Raw genomic sequence first — 19,084 nt, 5'->3', positions numbered from 1 at the left:
TAATCCAGACGCTTGTCATTGCGCCATGGGATGCGCATTAGCCGGGCGATGGCGGACCGGCGAACCTATGCAATAATCGGCTGCGGCATGATGGGCCGCGAGCATATGCAAAACCTTGCTCTGGTACCGGATGCGGAACTTATTGCGATAGTCGATCCCGACCCTGAGTCTCGTGCCACCGCCGGGACGCTTGCGGAAAAGCTGGGCCAGTCACCAACGATGTATGGCGAAACTGCAGAGCTGTTCGCGGCGTCCCGCCCGGATGCCGTGATCATCGCTTCCCCCAATTTTACGCACTATGACGTTGTCCGCGAGGTGATGCCGCACAATGTCGCGATTCTTGTCGAGAAACCGATGTGCACCACCGTCGATGACGCGCGATCGCTCGCCAAGATTGTCGCGGATTATGCGCCGCTCTTCTGGGTCGGCTTGGAGTATCGGTACATGCCTCCCGTCGCGCGCTTTATCGATCGCGTGCGGGCGGAAGAGACGGGACCGGTCAATATGCTGACAATCCGCGAGCATCGCTTTCCGTTCCTGCCAAAGGTTGGTGACTGGAACCGCTTCAATCGGAATACGGGTGGGACGCTGGTTGAGAAATGCTGCCATTTCTTCGATCTGATGCGGCATATCCTGGACGATGAGCCGGTGCGGATTTTCGCCAGCGGCGGCCAGGATGTGAACCATCTCAACGAACGCTATGACGGCGAAACCCCGGACATAATCGACAATGCCTATGTGCTGCTGGACTTTGCCAGCGGTGCGCGGGCGACGCTGGATCTGTGCATGTTTGCCGAAGGATCGGAACAGCAGGAAGACATTTATGCGCTGGGCGCGACGGGAAAGCTCGAAGTGCAGATCCCGTCGGCGGAGATCACATGGTCACCGCGCGATCGCAGCGGCACTGTGGTCGAGCCCGTGGAGACACCGCGCGAAGCATTGGATGCGGGCTATCATCACGGCGCGACCTATTTTCAGCTGCTCGATTTTCATCACGCGCTGACGCATGACGAACCGGCGGTCATTTCGGCGCTGGACGGATTACGGTCCGTGGAGATGGGAGCCGCGGCCCAGCAATCCATCGCCACCGGCCAACCGGTCATGCTGGATTTTGGAGAATAGATAATGCCTCTCGCAGACATGCCTCAGATCGGTTTTGGCCTTTGGAAGGTTGCACCGGAAGATTGCGAGGCGACGATCCTTGAGGCCGTCAAAGCAGGGTATCGGCATTTCGATTGCGCCGCGGATTATGCAAATGAAACTGCGGTGGGCGAGGGGATTGCTGCTGCAATCGGTCAAGGGCTGGTGACGCGCGATGAGCTCTGGATCACCTCGAAGCTGTGGAACACATTCCACGCGCCCGAGCATGTCGAGCTGGCCTGTCGGAAATCCCTCACCGATCTCGGCCTCGACTATCTCGATCTCTATCTGATCCATTTCCCGATCGCGCTTGCTTATGTGCCGATTGAAACACGCTATCCGCCGGAATGGATCTACGATCCCGAAGCTGAAAATCCCGAGATGGTGCGTGCGCCTGTACCGCTGCATGAGACCTGGGCCGCAATGGAAAGCCTGGTCGACTTGGGTCTCGTTCGCCAGATCGGGATATGCAATTATAACAGCGCCTTGATCCACGACCTGATGAGTTACGCAAAGATCCGGCCAGCGGCTTTGCAGATCGAGGCGCACCCCTATCTGACGCAGGATAAGCTGGTCCGGCTGGCCGGGGAGTATGGCATTCCGGTCACCGCCTTTTCGCCGCTCGGCGCACTGTCCTATGTCGAGCTTGATATGGCGGGCGACGGCGATAGCGTGCTCAATGAGGCGGTGGTGCGAGCGGCGGCCGAAGCCCATCGCAAGACACCGGCACAGATCGTCCTGCGCTGGGGTATTCAGCGCGGTACAGCGATCATTCCCAAGACGAGCAAACCCGATCGGATGCGCGAAAATCTCGCCATCTCGGATTTCTCCCTTAGCGAAGCGGAGATGGAAGCGATCTCAGCGCTCAATGCCAATCGGCGTTTCAATGATCCCGGCGTGTTTACCGAAGCTGCCTTTGGCACCTTCCATCCGATCTACGATTGATGACGGAGCGCGGCGCGATGGACAGTGATTTCCCGACGATCATCTCCGGCGAAGGCGACCTGGCCGCCTATTTTGCGCGCGAGAAGGCCGCACTCGATGCGCAACTGGCGACAAGCGGCGCCATTCTCTTTCGCGGTTTTGAGGTCCCCGATCCGCAGGCATTCGACGCGGTGGTTGGCGGCTATGGGGAGGAGGACTTCGCCTATGCCGACTCCCTCTCCAATGCCGTCCGGGTGAATGTCACGGATCGGGTGTTCACGGCGAATGAAGCGCCACCCACCACCAGCATCTATCTCCATCATGAAATGGCGCAGACGCCGATCTATCCGAGCAAGCTCTTCTTCTATTGCGAGATCGCGCCGGATGAAGGCGGCGCAACGCCATTGTGCCGGTCGGATATCCTGCTCGAGCAAATGGAGGCGGCCGATCCAGAGTTTGTCGCCGCCTTTGCCGAGAAGCGCGTGCGCTACACCAATGTCATGCCGGCAGATGATGATACCGGGTCCGGCCAGGGTCGCAGCTGGCGCAGTACATTGAGCGCGGACACGCCCGATGCCGCCGAGGCGCGATTGCAGTCGCTCGGTTATGAGTGGGAATGGCAGGACGATGAGACGCTCCGAGTAACGACCCCACCGCTCGATGCGGTGCGCAGCTTGCCGGACGGATCGCGCAGTTTCTTCAACCAGCTGATTGCTGCGTTTCGCGGCTGGTCAGATAGCCGCAACGATCCGTCCAAATCGATTTGCTTTGGTGATGGTACGCCGATCGATGGCGATCAGATGGCCGGCGCGATCGCGCTCGCGGACGCGCTGTCCTACGATCTGGAATGGCAGGCCGGCGATGTCGCGCTGGTCGACAATTTCCGCGTCATGCACGGGCGCCGTCCCTTCGTTGGAAAACGCCGCGTGCTGGCCTCGCTCATCAAATAGCCGGGCGGGCAATTCGCGCAGCCCAGAACCACATGGCTGTGTTGCCCGCTGCCAGGAGAGCGAGCAGAATGGGCAGGGCTGCAGTCGCGCCATTGCCCGAGGCAAAACCGATTGGCGAGAAGATCAGGTAGAGCGCAACGACGCATGAGAAGAGCGTGACCGCGAGCGGTTTGGCAAAGCGCCACGGCGTCATGTCGACCTCGCTTTTCGGTGTGAAACTCCATGGCGTTTCGCGCGGCTTCCAAGCGCCGCATGCCAGCATGATCAGCACCTCGATACCAAAGAGCAAGGCATATTGATGGAGGAAGTGCAGCGTCACCACATCATCGAATACGAACCGCAACAGGCCATAGGTGACGACATGGAAGATGATCACGATCTTGGCACCAAGAGCAGGCACGCGCTGGGTAAAAAGACCTACAATTACAATAACTACTGTCGGTATATTATAAAATCCTGTGAATATCCGGATGACCTGCCAAAGGCCTTCTTCGGCGAAGTAGAGGAGCGGCGCGACGACGAAGGAGAAGAGTGCGATTACGACGCTTGCAATCTTGGCGATGCGGACCAATTCGGCATCACTCGCCTTGCCACCGCGTGCCGGCGCATAGACATCGAGCGAGAATAATGTGGCCGCACTGTTGAGCAGCGAATTGAACGAACTGAACACCGCGCCCAACAGCACGGCAAGGAAGAACCCGGTGAGATAGACCGGCAGCACATCGCGGATGAGACGCGGATAGGCCTCGTCGATCGAGCCAAGCCCGGGGCCGTAAAGATGGAAGGCGATGACGCCGGGGATCATCATCAGGAACGGCACCAGCACCTTGAAGAAGCCGGAGAACAAAACACCCTTCTGACCCTCGGCTAGAGAGCGCGCACCCAGCGTCCGCTGAATGACATATTGGTTGGTGCACCAGTAAAAGAGATTGGCGAATATCATGCCGGTGAAGATCGTCCCGAACGGCGTGGGATCGTCCGCCGCGCCAATCGCGTTGAGCTTGTCGGGATGGTCTGCCGTGATCCGCGCCAGGCCATTGGTTATGTCGCCATCGCCCAGCGCGATCAGCCCAAGCACCGGCACCATGATGCCAACGATCAACAGCCCGATGCCGTTCAGTGTATCCGAAACCGCCACCGCCTTGAGGCCGCCGAATATGGCGTAGATCGAACCCACCACGCCGATCAACACGACCGTCCCGACCAGCGCCGAGAAATAATCGAGCCCGGTCAGTGCCGGGACATCGAACAACAGCATCACAGCAACCGATCCGGAATAGAGAACCGAGGGTATCGTCACCAGACCATAGCCCAGCATGAACAGGATCACTGACATGCGCCGCACAGTCGGGTCAAAACGATCGTTCAGAAATTCCGGCAATGTCGTGAAGGCACCGGCCAGATAGCGCGGCAGGAATATCAGCGCCATCGCGATTGTCGCTACAGCCGCCGTCACCTCCCAGGCCATGCTCGACAGATTATAGCCATAGGCCGAGCCGTTGAGCCCGATTAGCTGCTCGGCAGAGAGATTGGTGAGCAATAGCGAGCCGGCGATAAAGGTCGCGCCCAAACCGCGCCCGGCGAGGAAATAGCCATCCTTGGTATCGACAGTCCCGCGGGTCTTCAGCCAGCTGAGCCAGCCGACCAGCGCCATGAAGAACACACAGCTAGCAAGGGTAAAGCCGAGCGACGTCACCGTAGCGTATTGCTGATCGTCACCGTGTCGCTGTCAGCTGGAAGGCTAATTCGCATGCCATCTTCACCGACATGGATCGGACCATCGAACAGGCTTTCCGCGTCTCCGAGAAAAAACGCATTGAGCATGCTCGTCGGTAGCGGCGGTACGATATGATAAAGGACAAGCTCACCGGCCCCAGCTTCTTGCGCGGCCCGGGCCGCGTCTTCCGGCGAGGCGTGATAGTCCTGGATATCGAATAATACTTTGGCGATCGCGTCTGCACCCTGATCTTCCGCCGCCTGTTCCATCAGCCCAATCATATCGGGGTCGAGCGCCTCATGGATCAGAATGTCGACGTCTTGCGCTGCAGCAACCAGGCTTTCCTGATAGATCGTGTCACCGCTGATCACCACGGATCGGCCGCCATAGTCGATCCGATAGCCAACCGGATTGACAATCGGATCGTGGGATACGGGAAACGCCGTGATCGTCAAACCATCGCGATCGAACACGACCATATTGTCATCGCTGTGGGTGACCTCAAACTCGACAGGGGCAAATCCATAGCCATCGGGATTGGCGACCGCAGCGCCATGGTGAGCCGTCCGATAGCTACTGTCGACGCGATAGGCCGCGTTGATCCCCTCCACAGTCTCGATCGTCCCGGCGGGCCCCAGAACAGGGAGGGGCGTGTCTCTGCTGCCGCCGACCCAGGCCTGGACCAGCAATTCGCCAATACCGTCAAAATGATCGGAATGGAGATGGGTGAGATACAGGGTCTGGATCTGGGCGACCGGGAAACCCATCCGATTGGCGGTCCGCATGCTGCCAGCCCCGACATCGAATAGAACCGCCTGCTCGCCGGCGACGATCCCGACACAGGGGCCGGCTCGATTGTGGTCCGCCATCGGCGATCCGGTTCCGCACATATAGACATGCAGCCCATCAGGCAGGTCCGCGGTCGGGTCTTGCGCAACCCGCTGGGTCACAGCTCGCTCGAACAACATCTGGCCGATCTGGCGTTGGAACAGGAAATAGCTGGCTGCCAACACGACCGCGATCAGCCCAGCGGTAAGTAGTATCCAACGCATGGCTTTGCTCATCCCCGTATCGCCCTGGTCCAATCCCGATCTATCACTTGCCGCCCGTCAGCCTGTTTCCCGCATGAATGTGATCACAGCATCTGAAAGGGCTTGGGCGCTGTCTTCTTGCAGGAAGTGCCCACCGCCAGCGATGGTCACATGATCGCGACCTTTGGCGCCGGCAACGCGATCCTGAAATGCCTTCTCGCCGCCACGGGTAACCGGATCCTGATCGGAAAAAGCGGTCAGCACGGGCTTGTCGAACTTTTCGAGGACAGCCCATGCCCGGTCATTGTCTTCCCGATCGGCCTTGTGATGCGGCAGCAGTGGCACCAGGCTGGGGAATTTGCGAGCGCCAGCGATATAGCTTTCATCCGGGAACGGCGCGGCATAGCCATCGAGAACGTCCGAATCCTCAATCTGGGAGAGAAGCTCGAATACCGCGCGCGGCGTAAAGTCGGGCGCTTCGGCGGCATATTTCACCCAATAGAGAAACGCGCCGGGATTGCCGCTTTGGAACTGCTCGCCGACCTCCTGGGCGCTCGGCACCGGCACGGCCGGATACATTTTGCCGAGCATTTCCGACATGTCATCATTCACCTGGGCTGAGCTTGGGAGCCCGGTATTGGCGATCACCAGACGCGCAAAGCGATCCGGATGCGCGCCCACAAGCCGCAGGCCGATCAATCCGCCCCAATCCTGGCAGACCAATGTCAGGCCATTGAGGTCCAGCCCCGTCAGCCATTGCTCCATCCAGTCGACATGGCCGGCATAGGTGTAATCGTCGATGCTGGCGGGTTTGTCTGACCGGCCAAAGCCAATCAGGTCGGGTGCGATAACGCGATAGCCGGCGGCGGTCAGGATCGGGATCATCTTGCGATAGAGATAGGACCAGCTTGGTTGGCCATGCATGCACAAGATCGGCTCGCCGTCGCTCGGCCCCTCGTCGAGATAATGGAGGCGCAGCTCAGTTCCGTCCGCTGCTGTGACAATGTGGTAATGCGGTTCGAACGGATAGCCGGACAATCCTTCGAAACAGCTATCCGGGGTGCGCTTTACATCCATCTATTCTCTCCTGACCTATTCCGCTCCGAGCTATGCGATGGTCGGTTCCCGGTCAATTTCAAAGGCTGCAAGGATGCGGCCTCGCTAGGCCAGGGTCCGTTCGATGAACCAATAGCTTGCGGTAATACCGATGGCATAAGCGGCGATGCGCTTGCCGGGATGACTGAGCGCGGTGGCGAAACGATCGACGAGCGCGAGCAGGCCAAGTGCGACGAAGACAATCGCGAGCTGGCCAACCTCCACACCAAGGTTGAAGGTGAGCAAAGCCATCGGGGTTTCATTCTCTGGCAAGCCTATCTCGGCCAGTGCGCCGGCAAAGCCAAAGCCGTGCAACAGTCCGAAAAGAAAGGCGACGAGCCAGGGAATCCGTTCGGACAGACGCGGTGGTTCGCCGTCGCGTCGCTTTACGATCTCCACGGCGAGAAACAGGATCGACAGCGCGATCACCGCCTCGACAGGTTGGGAAGGAAGCCCGAAAAACCCCAGCGTCATACCGACCAGCGTGATCGAATGCGCGATGGTGAAGGCGGTGACGGTCTTGGCGATCGTCCAGCCGCCTTTGAGCAGCAACACCAATGCCAGCACGAAGAGCAGGTGATCAAAGCCGAAGACTATATGGTCGATGCCAATAACAAAATAAGTGCGCGCCACCTGCCACCGGTCCGCACGCGCTGCGATTTCCGCCATGGGTTCCGAAGGAGTCAGGCGAATGGCCTGGGAGGGACGATCGAGCGGAGCGACACGCAGCAGGACATCGACGAGGCTTGCCTGATAATTGGCGAGTCCGATCGGCTGGCCAATAACCGCTCCTTCACACTCCACCGTCCATTGCGTGACGACAGCGCGAGGCACGGTCCGCTGCGAAGGCCTGCCCATCGTGCAGCCAGGTGGCACGACAGGTTCAACCCCCGTCGTGATTCCATTACCGGCCGGTGCCTTCCAGACGAGGCGCCACTGGCTCTCGCTTTGCTGGGTGAAATCGAGATAACCGGGCCGCATTTCGTCGGCCGAAGCTGCGGTCGAGAGCGATATCAGGATCGCAAACAGAAACGCCGCCAGATACCTCAATCGCGGCCTTCGATCTCAACCGAATAGGCCGAGCGGAGAAGGGCAAAGGCTTCTTCTTCGCGCTGTGCAGCGGTGGCGTCTCGCCAGTCATTCTCAACCCGTTGGCGGACATCGGCCAGCGTTGGCGTCTGACCAGCATCATAGGCCCGCAGCCGCACGAGATGCGCGCCAAAGCCCGATTGAACCGGCCCTTGCCACTCGCCAATCAGTTCCGCATCGATAGCGCCTGCAAATGCCTCGCCAAACTGGCGCTCAACCGCAGATCGGCTGGCGCCGGCCATGCTGAACGGCAAGCGCGTCGTCGCGCTAAGCTCCTGCGGGTCGGTTCCATTTTCCAGGGCCGCGCGGATATCGGCTTCCTCGCCATCCTCACCGAGATAGATTTGATCAAAAGTCATCACGGCATCGACCGCGTAGATCTCCGGATGATCGTCCAGCCATTGCTGCAGCACGCTATCATCTGGCGCTTCGCTTTCGACCGATGCCCGGGCAAGAAACTCCATCTTCGATCGGAGGCGTCGGCGGATGACGATGTCATCCTCGTCCAGACCCAATCGCAATGCTTCGCGGAAGTAGATTTCCTCGCGCACAAATCCGTCGATGAGTCGGTCCAGCTCCTCTGCGGTGGGCGGACGTTGCCAGGTTCGCTCCCAATTGGCCGCAATACGCGCGATCTGATCGTCATCAACGCGGATTGAATAGCCTTCAGGATGGCCCGTCCCAGAGCGGCCCAGCACAAGGAACAGCAATGCTCCTACCAGCAGGAAATGGACCAGCGGCTCGCGCAGCCATGACCGCCATCGGCTTTCCATCAACTAGGCTTCCGGCGAGTACCAGACGGGTGAGCTATAGGCGCGTTCTTGCGAAACAAGCTCAGTGCCCTCGGCAATCTCTGCCCCGAAGCGCAGCCGATCATATACCGGCCAGCGCGGCGTCGGGATCTCGATGACGCGAACATAATAGAAAGCCCGCTCAGCCGGATCGAAATCCGGATCGGTCCAGACAGCGCTGAGCTCAGGATCACCAATGCTGTTCTCATAGGTTGCCGCTTCAAGGTCGACGGTATTGCCGACCGGCGCGACGCGACCATCGTCATCGACGCTGCGCGTGTCGGCATCGCCCCAGGCAATGTCATAGACCTGCTCCTGCAGCTCCCCGTCACTGTCGAGCCAGCCTTTGACGATCTGTACGCGATCGAGATTGGCACCTTCCGGATCCATCATTGCGGTCACCAGTAAGCGCGGTGCATCACCGGTGCCTGAGAGATTGCCGCCCATCGGCACAGCCCGGTCATACAGAGTGCACGGATCGGCGGAGAGATCGGCATCTTCCAGATCCCAGCCAGCAAACAGCCGGACCGTCATGCGCGGGCCAGTTGTGGCATAGACTTCCCGGCGCGCCATCGCATCGAAGATAGCCGCGCGCGAATTGGCGCCGGCCCAGACGCCCGCATAGCCGCCTGCCAGATATTGCCAGCCGAGCCGGCCTCTGATCGAAGCACCGATCGAGTGTGCCGCCCGCGTAGCATTGGGTTCGTCGGAAACGAACTTGCCGAAATAATTGTCCTCATCGCCGGTTGCGAGCGCCGTATGGCTGTCGGTCGCGCCGATCATGCCGAACTGGAACGGATTGACGCCGAGCAGTGATTCAAGGAGCAGACCGCGCTGCAAGGCGGCGCGGGCATATTCGCCCTCGAACATCCCGGGTTCTTTCGGTATGGACGCATCGAGATTGGCCGTGTCCCAGCCGGTATTGCCGAAATCGGCAAATTCATCGTCTGGGGAGAGGCTGGGATGCGCTTCGCCATCGCCCTTGAACTGGGTGACTTCGACAATCGGCTCCCAGCGCTGGCGACGTTCAGCATAGTCGCGAGTCAGCGCGTTGCCTTCGAAATCTTCCATCGCAAACATCAGGCCGTTCGATAGATTGGCATTGTGCGGAATGGCCATGGCCCGGCCGCCGGTCCGTTCCTCATAAGCCGCAAGATAGGCCCATAGGTCTTCGGGATCCTGGCTCTGATTGGCCGGGAAGGGGAGTGTTTCGCCAAATACGTCCAACCCGTCCCGATACATTACGACACGGTGCAGATTATTGCCGGTCGGCATGGAGGTATATTCATAGCCGATGAAACTGGTGAAGGTGCCCGGGTCATTATAGCGCTCGACCGTCTCGACATGTTCGGCCCAGGTGGAGGTTATCGTCTCACGCGCGATTTCCGGATCTGCCAGTATTTCTGGCAGTGTGTCTTGCGCATAGCCAACAATCAGCTCGCGCGCGGCGCGGGTCGATTGCGCATAGCTCTCGTTCATCATCTCATGCCACCGCCGGACGGTCGGGTCGGAGATCAATGCCGGATCGCCGTCAGCAATGCGGCGGCCAATGCCGATTACCTCGGCATGATCCGAGACAACAAGAAAATCGAGCGGTCGCGACAATTGCGCATCAAGACCCGTTGTCGAGCGAACTTCATCGCCGCGCGCAAAGCGAAGCGCGTCTTCAGCCGTCAGGCGTACGCCATTGAACACCGCGTCGACACTGTTGGAGGTGTGCAGATGGGTATCACCCCATAGCACCTGGCTCGGGCACGCGGTCGTGCCGCCATCCGGTGACATGGCCAGTTCCTCTGGTGTTGGGGCCCGCTCGCCTGACTGGCATGCCGATAGCAGCATGGCGGAGAGGGCCAACATGCCGCCCCCTTTGTGGAATCTCGATTTCATCATTGTGCGCCCTCCCGAAGCATCCCCCCGACTTGACTATGGGCCGGTAGAGGCGGGCGAGGCAAGTGGGTAATAATTCCTGATTGATGCCACTATTCACCGCCTAGCCATTGCGAGCGCAGGATTTCCCGGTACAGTTTACCCTTTCCAGCGAAGGATCGAGAGGAGCGCCACCGCAATGGCCGAGAATGAAATAATCTGGAACTACGCCTATCTCTGGGAGTCGATTGCGGCAGCGCAGCCGGACGAAGCCGCCATCATTCAGGGCGACACTGTTGTGAGCTGGGCAGAATTCGATCGCCAGGCCGATGCACTGGCGGCCTATATGGTCGGTGAAGGATTGGGCCAGAAGGCGAGCGTCGCGATGTACACGCCCAACCGTCCGGAATTTCTCGTTGGCTATTACGCATCCTTCAAGGCCGCGCTCACGCCGCTGAACATCAATTATCGTTACACCTCGGCCGAGCTCGCTTATCTCATCGATAATGCCGATGCCGAAGTGGTGTTGTTCGATATCGAATATGCTGCGACGATTGAGGCGGTTCGAGAGACGTTGGGCACCGTGAAGCGCTGGATCGCCGCAGGCGTCGGCGACGCAGATTGCCCCGATTGGGCGGTGCGCTACGAAGATGTGATTGGGGTCGATGCCGCGCAACGGCCGTACGAAGCCGATTGGGGCCGGAGCAATGAAGACCTGTTGATGATCTATACCGGTGGTACGACCGGCATGCCCAAGGGTGTGATGTGGCGGCTGCATGATCTCCTGGCGAAAAGCGAATTTGGTGCGGTGCCCTTGCTGGGCGTGCCGCCGCTCGACAAGCCGGAAGATGCGGGGCCAAGAGCGGCTGCATCGCCGCTCAAATCTCGGTCGCTTATCGCGCCGCCGCTAATGCATGGCACCGGTTTGCTGACCTCGATGGCAGCGCTGGTCGCTGGTGGCACCGTGATCCTGCTGCCAACCGGCAAATTTTCGGCCGAGGGAATGCTCGATACAGCAGCCCAGCACAAAGCGACGCGATCCACGATTGTCGGGGAACCGTTCGGCCAGCCATTGCTGGATGCGCTCGACGCGAACCCGGGCCGGTGGGACCTCTCGAGCATGTTGCTGATGACCTCGTCCGGCGCAATGTGGACCCGCGAGACCAAGCTTGGCCTGATCCGCCACATGCCGCAGGTCAATCTGATCGACAGCTATTCGTCGTCCGAAGCATTGGGCATGGGCATGTCGGTCACCAATGCTCAGGGAGAAACGCAAACCGCACGTTTTGAGAGCGGTGAGACCTGCGCTGTCTTCACCGAGGATCATCGCCGCGTCGAACCGGGGTCGGGTGAGAAAGGGATGCTCGCCGTCGGCGGATTCAATCCGGTCGGATACTATAAGGACGAAGAGAAAACCGCGAAGACTTTTCCGGTCATCGAAGGGGAGCGCTGGTGCATCCCGGGCGATTGGGCGTTGGTCAATGACGACGGCACGCTCGAAATTCTGGGCCGCGGTTCGCAATGTATCAATACGGGTGGTGAGAAAGTCTTCCCTGAAGAGGTGGAAGAGGCGCTCCGCCGACATGATGCGGTACGCGATGTGGCGGTTACCGGCTTGCCGGATCCGCGCTGGGGTGAACGGATCTGCGCGGTGGTCGAACTGATGCCGGGTGCGGACAATCCCGGCGATGAGACTTTGGTCGGCTGGGTGCGCGATCAACTGGCCGACTATAAGACGCCGCGATCCTTCCTCTATGTCGACAGCGTCGGTCGCGCTCCGAACGGAAAACTCGATTATGCCGCGATCAAGCAACGCGCGCTGGACGCTGAAGCTGCGGGCTGATTGGCGGGCCGCCAAATGCGTGGCCAGTATTTGGTCCAGCTTGCACTCCACGTACAAAGCGTCGATGCTGGTTGGTAATCGATGGCAGCAGGCCTGCTTAAATCGCTGAAAGTCTATCCGAATAGGGGGCGGTATGGACGAACCCAGTATTGCGCAACAGCTCGTCGATGCAATCATCGAGGACTTCCCGAATCACGGCAAGGGCAATCGGCCGATCCATACGGTCGGCATCAGCGCGATCGGCCATTTCGAAGGGTCAAACGTGGCACCGGACTATTGCACCGCCGAACATTTCCAACGCCAGCAAGTGCCGGTCACTGTGCGCTTCTCCAATGGTGCGGGCAGCATCAAGGAACGCGATGGTTGGTCCGATGTGCGCGGCATGGCGACGCGATTTCACCTGAAGGATGACCGCGCAACTGACCTGATCATGATGACTCTGGGTGAGTTTTTCGTGCGCACAGTCGACGAGTTTCTGGAATTTGCCGAGGCATCGAAAGAAACGCCAGCAGTGGTTGAATCAGCATGGTCGAAGATCAAGGACATGCTTCAGCTCAAACCACCAATGCCCAATCCCTATCCGGACCAGCACAAAACCAATGCGACCGGATCGCTGAAATATGCGAACCATCATCGCTCCGCCCAGTTAGCGGTATTTGACGCGGGTACGATCGGGGCGCCGGTCAGCTATGTTCGCGCAACCTATAATGCCGTGCATACATTTGTTGTGACAGGGCCGGATGGTCGGCATCGCAATGTTCGCTTTCAGTGGCAGCCGGTCGCTGGTGTAAAGCTGACCGATCCGAGCGCACCCCCTGTCGACAAATATCTCCACCAGGAGCTGCGCGATCGGCTCGACAAATGGCCGGCAAAATTCCTCTTGCTGATGACGATCGGCGAAGAGGGCGATGCCCTTGACGATCCAACACGCCGCTGGCCGATGAAACGCAAACGCATTGTAATGGGTACACTGGCGCTGACAGCGATCGCCGAAGATCAGGACGCCGATAGCAAAGATATCAGCTTCAACCCGTGTCGTCTGGTGTCGGGCATCGATCTGTCGGACGATCCCATCCTTGCAGCCCGCAAGGATGCTTACGAATATTCGCGCGAACTGCGCAACGGCACGGCCTGTCCCTTCAACAATGAGTGATCCCATGTCCACCAAACCCAGCTGGTTCAATCGCTTTGTCGACAAGATGGGCACGTCGCGGTTCTTCAAATTTCTCGCGGGCCATGTGCTGGTGCCTTTTTGGGCCTGGTGGCGGCCGGTTCCAAAACGCCGGGGCGGCCCGTCACAGGCCATTCAATCGGGCGACAACCTGCAACAGATGATGAACCTGGTCATGCCGTTGAAAGACAAAACGGCGCTCGGTCGCGCCATGGCGGCGCAAACCATTGCAGCCAATCTCGATGCGATTTTTGCAGGGCTCGACAATGTCGGCAATGTGCACTTCGCCCGCTTTGTGATCATCGACAATAATCTGTGCATGATCTCGGCTTATGACGGCGATTTCACTAATTATATCCGTGACTTCATTGCCCAGATTGGCGGGGTTTTCGACGGGGTGGTGGCGCTGATCGAGGATGGCGATGATGTTCTTCCGACCGAGGAGAATATCGAGGCCTTTATCGATTGGGTGCGCGATCACGACCTCTACCAATTCCCCAATATCGTGACCGATATGATGCAATATAGCGACCCGGACGCGACCGGCGATCTGGTCAACGAAGACCTGCGACTGCTGCCGCGCGCGATCGTTCTTCAACTGCATGCAAACCGTAACGTCTTGTTGGGTGGCTATCGCGGATATCCGGCTGTGTCTGTCGGCGAGATCCGGCGCGACACGGGGATGGGCTGGTGAGCGCGATTGAGATCAACAACGGATTCAACCCGGCCGATGTCCAGGGGAATATTCTGCGCGGCTATCGCTATGGCCGGGTGCGCCATGTGATGCTGGAAGTTGTCAACGCTCGCCTGGCACGCGGCTGGCTGAGCGCTACAGTCTCTGGCGTTGAAGGCGACCCGCCGATTACCACCGAAGAGCATTGGGACGTCAAGCCGGAGTCCTGTTTCAACATCGCGTTCACGGTCCATGGCTTGCGTGCGCTTGGCGTATCCAAGGCATCGCTGCGAACCTTCCCGGACGAATTTGTCGAAGGCATGGATGCCCAGGCAGTGAAACTCGGCGATACCGGTACCAGCGCCCCGGACCACTGGCCCGCACCATTTGATGACACGACCAAAATCCATATGATCGCGTCAATCCATGCCGATGATGTTGAGCATCTGGATCGCGTGGAGGCTCTTATCCCGGGATCTGGCGAATATCAGGCATTCAAGATCCTGGGTGCCCGGGATGGTTGGAATTTCGACGGCGACAATGTCCATTTCGATTACCGCGACAATATTTCGCAGCCGCGCTTTATTGGCATTCATGACAGAGACCGTTTCCCGGATAAACAACCCTTAGCCCCGCTTGGCTCAATGTTGATGGGCTATGAGACGGAATATGAAGGCCTGCTCTGGACCATCCCGGAGCCTGACGCTCTCGGCCGCAATGGCTGCTACAACGCCTTCCGCGTGCTAGCCCAGGACGTGGAAGCATTTGAAAACTATCTCAAACAGGCGGCCAATTACCTCCTCACCGATCCGCTGGCGGACGAGTTGTTGCCGCCGGGTGACGAAGAGAAAATCGGACCGGACATGTCCCGCCATGCAGCGCTGTGCGAAGTTGTTGCGGCCAAGATGTGCGGCCGTTGGCGCAATGGCGTACCGATTGCGCTATCGCCCGATACGCCAAATCCCGCCGAAAAGGTGTCACTCACGGACTTCGACTATACCCATGGCGATCGTTGCCCCTATGGCGCGCATACTCGCCGTGCCAATCCGCGGGGCGGCAAGATAGTGCAGCGGGCGGCCAATCACACACGGCGGGTTGTCCGACGCGGGATTCCCTATGGCGATCCCTTCGATCCTGCAAAACCCGATGGCAAAGAGCGTGGATTGCTCGGCAATTTCCTCTGCGCAAACCTGGCTGCGCAGTTTGAGGCACTGATGTGCGATTGGATCAATCTGGGGTTACAGGATCCACGGATTACGGGCTGCAACGATCCGTTGCTCGGCGCTAACCATCCCGAGACGAGCTGGTTCGATATTCCACTGCCGTCCGGAAAGGTAATTCATTTGGAGGGCCTTCCGCGTCTCGTGCATGTCCGCGGCGGCGCCTATACGTTCCTGCCGAGCATTTCTGCGATCCGGTATCTCGCGTCGCTGCGCGGCTAACCCGCTGGCTGCGCCTGATAGCGGTCGAAGCTATCGACGAGCTTCTCACATTCGGCCTTGAGATCATAGATGTCGGCCAGTTCTGCGACACAGTCGGGCCATAATCCGGTGTCGCGCCAGAAATCATAAAGACCAAGACGCACGCAAACTTCCGCAAATCTCTTGTCGCGGCGCAGCGCTTCGCAGTTTGGCATGAACAGCCCAATGGTAACCGTCGCATCAGTGGCCGCGCGGCCGTCATTGTCCGGCGTGAATTCCAGCGGCCGTCCTTCCCGAATTGTATCCAGGAGATGCTCCATCGCGATGTCGACTTCGCCCATTGCGCCGGCCAGGCCAACATCAACAAAATAGCTATGCGGCGCGTTGCGGTGGAGGAACTGGGTCACGGTGGCGGCCCGCGTTGCCGCATCCATAGTCTCGATTGCGCGAATAAAGCCCACCAGGATTTGCAACGGTGCGGCATCGCCATCCGCAGTCGCCAATTTCGCCATTTCTTCCGCGCAGTCGATATCGTTATCGAAGATCGCGATGACACCGCGCAAGAAGAGCACATATTCGGCATCAGCCAAGTCGCGGACGGCATTATCAGCCGTGGATATTGCCGCGGCCTTTCGACCCATGGATCGATAGGCCATTGCCAGGCTGCCTGCGACAACAGGACTGAGAGGATCGCGTTCATACCGTGCTTCCGACAGCGAACCGGCCCGTGACAATAAACCAAGCGAGATCAGCACCATATGGTAGATTCCCGCAACGAGTTGGTCATCGGGCGACAACACATAGGCGCGCTCAGCGAGTTCCAGTTTCTCCGCATGGTCTGAAAATGCTGGTTTTGTCATGGACAGAGCTGCCATCGAGATCGCGCAATTGGGATCGAGTCTTAGCCCGCGTTCGGCCGCGACAATGGCGGAATGCTCCTCCCGATACACGGCCAAACGGCCCCATGCTTGCGCAAAATTTGGTGAGAGCGCGACGGCCTCTTCCAACAATTCCTTGCACTTCTTGCGATTTTCCCAGGTCAGGTCCTGCGCGAAAACGGCCAGTGCTTGCAGGTAAAGATCATAGGCCGTCGGATCGATCGCTCCGCGTGCCTGATCCGGCGCGAAATGATGATTGAGAGCGGTGGCAATGGCCGCAGCGATATCGTCCTGCAGCGCAAATATGTCGGTCAGCGCCCGGTCATACCGATCGCTCCACAGCGTCTCCAGGCTGGCTGTATCGACAAGTTCGGCGCTGATCCGGATATTGTCTCCGGCACGGCGTACTGAACCATCGAGCATATGTGTTGCGCCCAATCCTTCGGCGATCTTCTGGGCTGTCTTGTCCGGTCCGCGAAACTGAAAGCTTGATGCCTTGCCGATCACTTTCATGCCTTTGGCACGGGCAATGGTATAAAGAATTTCCTCGCTAACACCGTCTGAAAAATAGCTAAGTTCTTCGTCATTCGAGAGATTGTCGAACGCCAGAACAGCGAGCCGTGTCTCGCGCGTCGTTGGCGTAACATGGCTTAAGACCGGCGCCGGTGCAGCGGTGGGTTGCTGGTTTTTGAGCGCATCGATGCTCGACACAACTGTCCGCCAGCCTAGAGCCTCGGTATCTCCACTCCAGTCTGCAAGGTTGACGCATTGAATTTGATCGAAAGGCAGGGGAAGGGCGCAGTCATCAATACGCAGCTGCACCAGCTTGCCACGATTGCGTGCCAAATCAGCTTCGGCGCGCACCCATTGCGATTTTGCCGCGTCGGCCGACCAAATCACGACGACCGCTTTGGCAGACCGCAATCGATCTTCGATGACATCACCATAAGCGCGATGCGCGGGCAGCTCTTCATCCCACCACACTTCGTGGCCCAGATTACGCAGTGCCATGGCAACGCGCTGCGCCGCGGCTTCCGTCGACCGCGCATAGGATATGAAAATTTCCGACATTCCCGTGCAGACCCCCTAGATCAATAGCTCTAGCACGACGATCAGTTGGAACAAGATCACGATCGGCATGGGCAAGCTAATGGTTGCTCCGGAATTTATGATCTGATTTAGAGGGGTGTGGAGGGGCGTATGACTGAAATTCTGGGAACGAGTTTGGAACTGCCGTGCGGCGCAGTCCTATCAAATCGGCTGGCCAAGGCAGCGATGACAGAGGGGCTGGGGACACCGGACGGACGTCCGACACCGGAACTGGAGCGCCTTTACGGCATCTGGTCAGACGGCGGCGCGGGCATGCTACTTTCTGGCAATATCATCATCGACAAGGATCATCTGGAACGGCCGGGCAATGTCGTCATCGATCGAGAGCCTGACGCCGATATGGCCGCGCGCCTCAAGAGTTGGGCACAGGCCGCGACCCGCAATGGCAATCATTTCTGGGCCCAGATCAGCCATGGCGGTCGCCAGACACAGAAGCTCGTCAATCCCAACCCGAAATCATCTTCCGATGTCACGCTGGCCTTGCCGGGCGGTCAGTTTGGAAAACCCACACCGCTCACCACGGATGAGATTGCCGATCTGGTTCAGCGCTGGGCTGTGGCTGCAAAAGCCTGCCAGGATGCCGGTTTCACTGGCGTTCAGATCCATGGGGCACATGGCTATCTGATTTCTCAATTCCTCTCGCCGCGCGTCAATTTGCGAGACGATGAATATGGCGGAAGCCTTGAGAATCGGGCGCGTATTCTCCTTGAGATCGTTGCCGCAACGCGCGCGGCGGTCGGCCCGTCCTTTCCGATTGCCGTCAAACTCAACAGTGCCGACTTTCAAAAGGGCGGCTTCGATTTCGACGACAGCCTCAACGTTGTGCAATGGCTCGAGGCAGCGTCTGTCGATTTGATCGAGATTTCCGGTGGCACCTATGAGCAGCCCAAATTGATGGGCGCCGAAGGCATGGAACCCGAAGAAAAGCAGAATGTGGCCAAGTCGACTGCGGCCCGCGAAGCCTATTTTGTCGATTTTGCAAAGGCGATGCAGGACAAGGTCTCGGTGCCGCTGATGGTCACCGGCGGTTTTCGGACTCGTGCGGCGATGGAGCAGGCATTGACACAAGGCGCGGCCGATTTGATTGGCCTAGGCCGTCCCATGTGTCTGACGACCGATGCACCGAAGCAGTTGTTGGACGGGCTGGACGAACTGCCGCGCTATGAAGACGATCTTGGCCTGTTGCCAAATTGGCTTGGATTCCTGCGCAGTTTGAAAATGGTGAAAGCAATGGACGGATTTGCCGGCATCTACTGGTTCTACGAACAGCTTTGGATGCTCGGTCATGAAGGTCGGATCGATGAGGGATTTTCGGTATTCAAAGCGTTCCGGATCGTCGACGCGCGAAACAAGGCAATCATGAAGGCACGCGCGGCACTTTAGGT

15 protein-coding genes are annotated in these 19,084 nt (G+C 58.8%); 8 read left to right on the top strand and 7 right to left on the bottom strand.

The window, feature by feature from the left end:
* Positions 1–30: 30 nt before the first annotated feature.
* The 3 genes from HFP51_RS07345 to HFP51_RS07335 are packed head-to-tail and all read left to right on the top strand — an operon-like array spanning position 31 to position 3,014.
* Positions 31–1,122, top strand: a complete 1,092-nt coding sequence (locus HFP51_RS07345; RefSeq protein WP_255454598.1) for a Gfo/Idh/MocA family protein — start codon at positions 31–33, stop codon at positions 1,120–1,122.
* A 3-nt stretch (positions 1,123–1,125) separates the two neighbouring features.
* Entirely contained in the window at positions 1,126–2,085 is a 960-nt protein-coding gene (locus HFP51_RS07340; protein WP_176875116.1) for an aldo/keto reductase, read from the top strand.
* Complete coding sequence (locus HFP51_RS07335; RefSeq protein ID WP_176875115.1) at positions 2,085–3,014, top strand: TauD/TfdA family dioxygenase; 930 nt, start codon at positions 2,085–2,087, stop codon at positions 3,012–3,014. Before HFP51_RS07340 ends, HFP51_RS07335 begins: the two co-directional genes overlap by 1 nt.
* Here the strand turns inward: HFP51_RS07335 and HFP51_RS07330 are convergent.
* The 6 genes from HFP51_RS07330 to HFP51_RS07305 all read right to left on the bottom strand — a co-directional run bounded on the left by HFP51_RS07330 (position 3,007) and on the right by HFP51_RS07305 (position 10,627).
* Positions 3,007–4,710, bottom strand: a complete 1,704-nt coding sequence (locus tag HFP51_RS07330) for a solute:sodium symporter family transporter (protein ID WP_255454597.1) — start codon at positions 4,708–4,710, stop codon at positions 3,007–3,009. The two genes, HFP51_RS07335 and HFP51_RS07330, sit on opposite strands and share 8 nt — an antisense overlap.
* Positions 4,707–5,795: an MBL fold metallo-hydrolase gene (locus HFP51_RS07325; protein ID WP_218135286.1), complete on the bottom strand. Its 1,089-nt coding sequence runs from the start codon at positions 5,793–5,795 to the stop codon at positions 4,707–4,709. The genes HFP51_RS07330 and HFP51_RS07325 overlap by 4 nt, the downstream gene beginning before the upstream one ends.
* 45 nt (positions 5,796–5,840) lie before the next feature.
* A complete protein-coding gene (locus HFP51_RS07320; protein ID WP_176875114.1) occupies positions 5,841–6,839 on the bottom strand; it encodes a haloalkane dehalogenase in 999 nt (332 codons plus the stop codon).
* A gap of 84 nt (positions 6,840–6,923) precedes the next feature.
* Positions 6,924–7,907 carry a HupE/UreJ family protein gene (locus HFP51_RS07315; RefSeq protein ID WP_255454596.1) on the bottom strand — a complete coding sequence of 328 codons (984 nt, stop codon included), beginning with the start codon at positions 7,905–7,907 and terminating at the stop codon, positions 6,924–6,926.
* A complete protein-coding gene (locus tag HFP51_RS07310; RefSeq protein ID WP_176875113.1) occupies positions 7,904–8,719 on the bottom strand; it encodes a peptidyl-prolyl cis-trans isomerase in 816 nt (271 codons plus the stop codon). Before HFP51_RS07310 ends, HFP51_RS07315 begins: the two co-directional genes overlap by 4 nt.
* Before the next feature lie 3 nt (positions 8,720–8,722).
* Positions 8,723–10,627, bottom strand: coding sequence for a DUF3604 domain-containing protein (locus HFP51_RS07305; RefSeq protein ID WP_176875112.1), 1,905 nt, complete (start codon positions 10,625–10,627; stop codon positions 8,723–8,725).
* Between the two features lie 175 nt (positions 10,628–10,802).
* Between HFP51_RS07305 and HFP51_RS07300 the strand changes: the two genes are divergently transcribed.
* The 4 genes from HFP51_RS07300 to HFP51_RS07285 all read left to right on the top strand — a co-directional run bounded on the left by HFP51_RS07300 (position 10,803) and on the right by HFP51_RS07285 (position 15,732).
* Complete coding sequence (locus HFP51_RS07300; RefSeq protein ID WP_176875111.1) at positions 10,803–12,446, top strand: AMP-binding protein; 1,644 nt, start codon at positions 10,803–10,805, stop codon at positions 12,444–12,446.
* A gap of 133 nt (positions 12,447–12,579) precedes the next feature.
* Positions 12,580–13,599, top strand: coding sequence for a catalase (locus HFP51_RS07295; RefSeq protein ID WP_176875110.1), 1,020 nt, complete (start codon positions 12,580–12,582; stop codon positions 13,597–13,599).
* 4 nt (positions 13,600–13,603) lie between these two features.
* Positions 13,604–14,311 carry a hypothetical protein gene (locus HFP51_RS07290; protein WP_176875109.1) on the top strand — a complete coding sequence of 236 codons (708 nt, stop codon included), beginning with the start codon at positions 13,604–13,606 and terminating at the stop codon, positions 14,309–14,311.
* Entirely contained in the window at positions 14,308–15,732 is a 1,425-nt protein-coding gene (locus HFP51_RS07285; protein ID WP_176875108.1) for a hypothetical protein, read from the top strand. Before HFP51_RS07290 ends, HFP51_RS07285 begins: the two co-directional genes overlap by 4 nt.
* On the opposite strand, the gene HFP51_RS07280 is transcribed toward HFP51_RS07285, so the two are convergent.
* Positions 15,729–17,660, bottom strand: coding sequence for a TIR domain-containing protein (locus HFP51_RS07280; protein ID WP_176875107.1), 1,932 nt, complete (start codon positions 17,658–17,660; stop codon positions 15,729–15,731). The two genes, HFP51_RS07285 and HFP51_RS07280, sit on opposite strands and share 4 nt — an antisense overlap.
* A 129-nt stretch (positions 17,661–17,789) precedes the next feature.
* Between HFP51_RS07280 and HFP51_RS07275 the strand changes: the two genes are divergently transcribed.
* Complete coding sequence (locus HFP51_RS07275) at positions 17,790–19,082, top strand: NADH:flavin oxidoreductase/NADH oxidase family protein (protein ID WP_176875106.1); 1,293 nt, start codon at positions 17,790–17,792, stop codon at positions 19,080–19,082.
* Positions 19,083–19,084: the final 2 nt, after the last annotated feature.

The sequence above is a fragment of the Parasphingopyxis sp. CP4 genome, from assembly GCF_013378055.1.
Classification (GTDB): Bacteria; Pseudomonadota; Alphaproteobacteria; order Sphingomonadales; family Sphingomonadaceae; genus Parasphingopyxis.
Note: the sequence above shows the minus strand (reverse complement) of the source record. Positions and strands in the feature narration are given on the sequence as shown.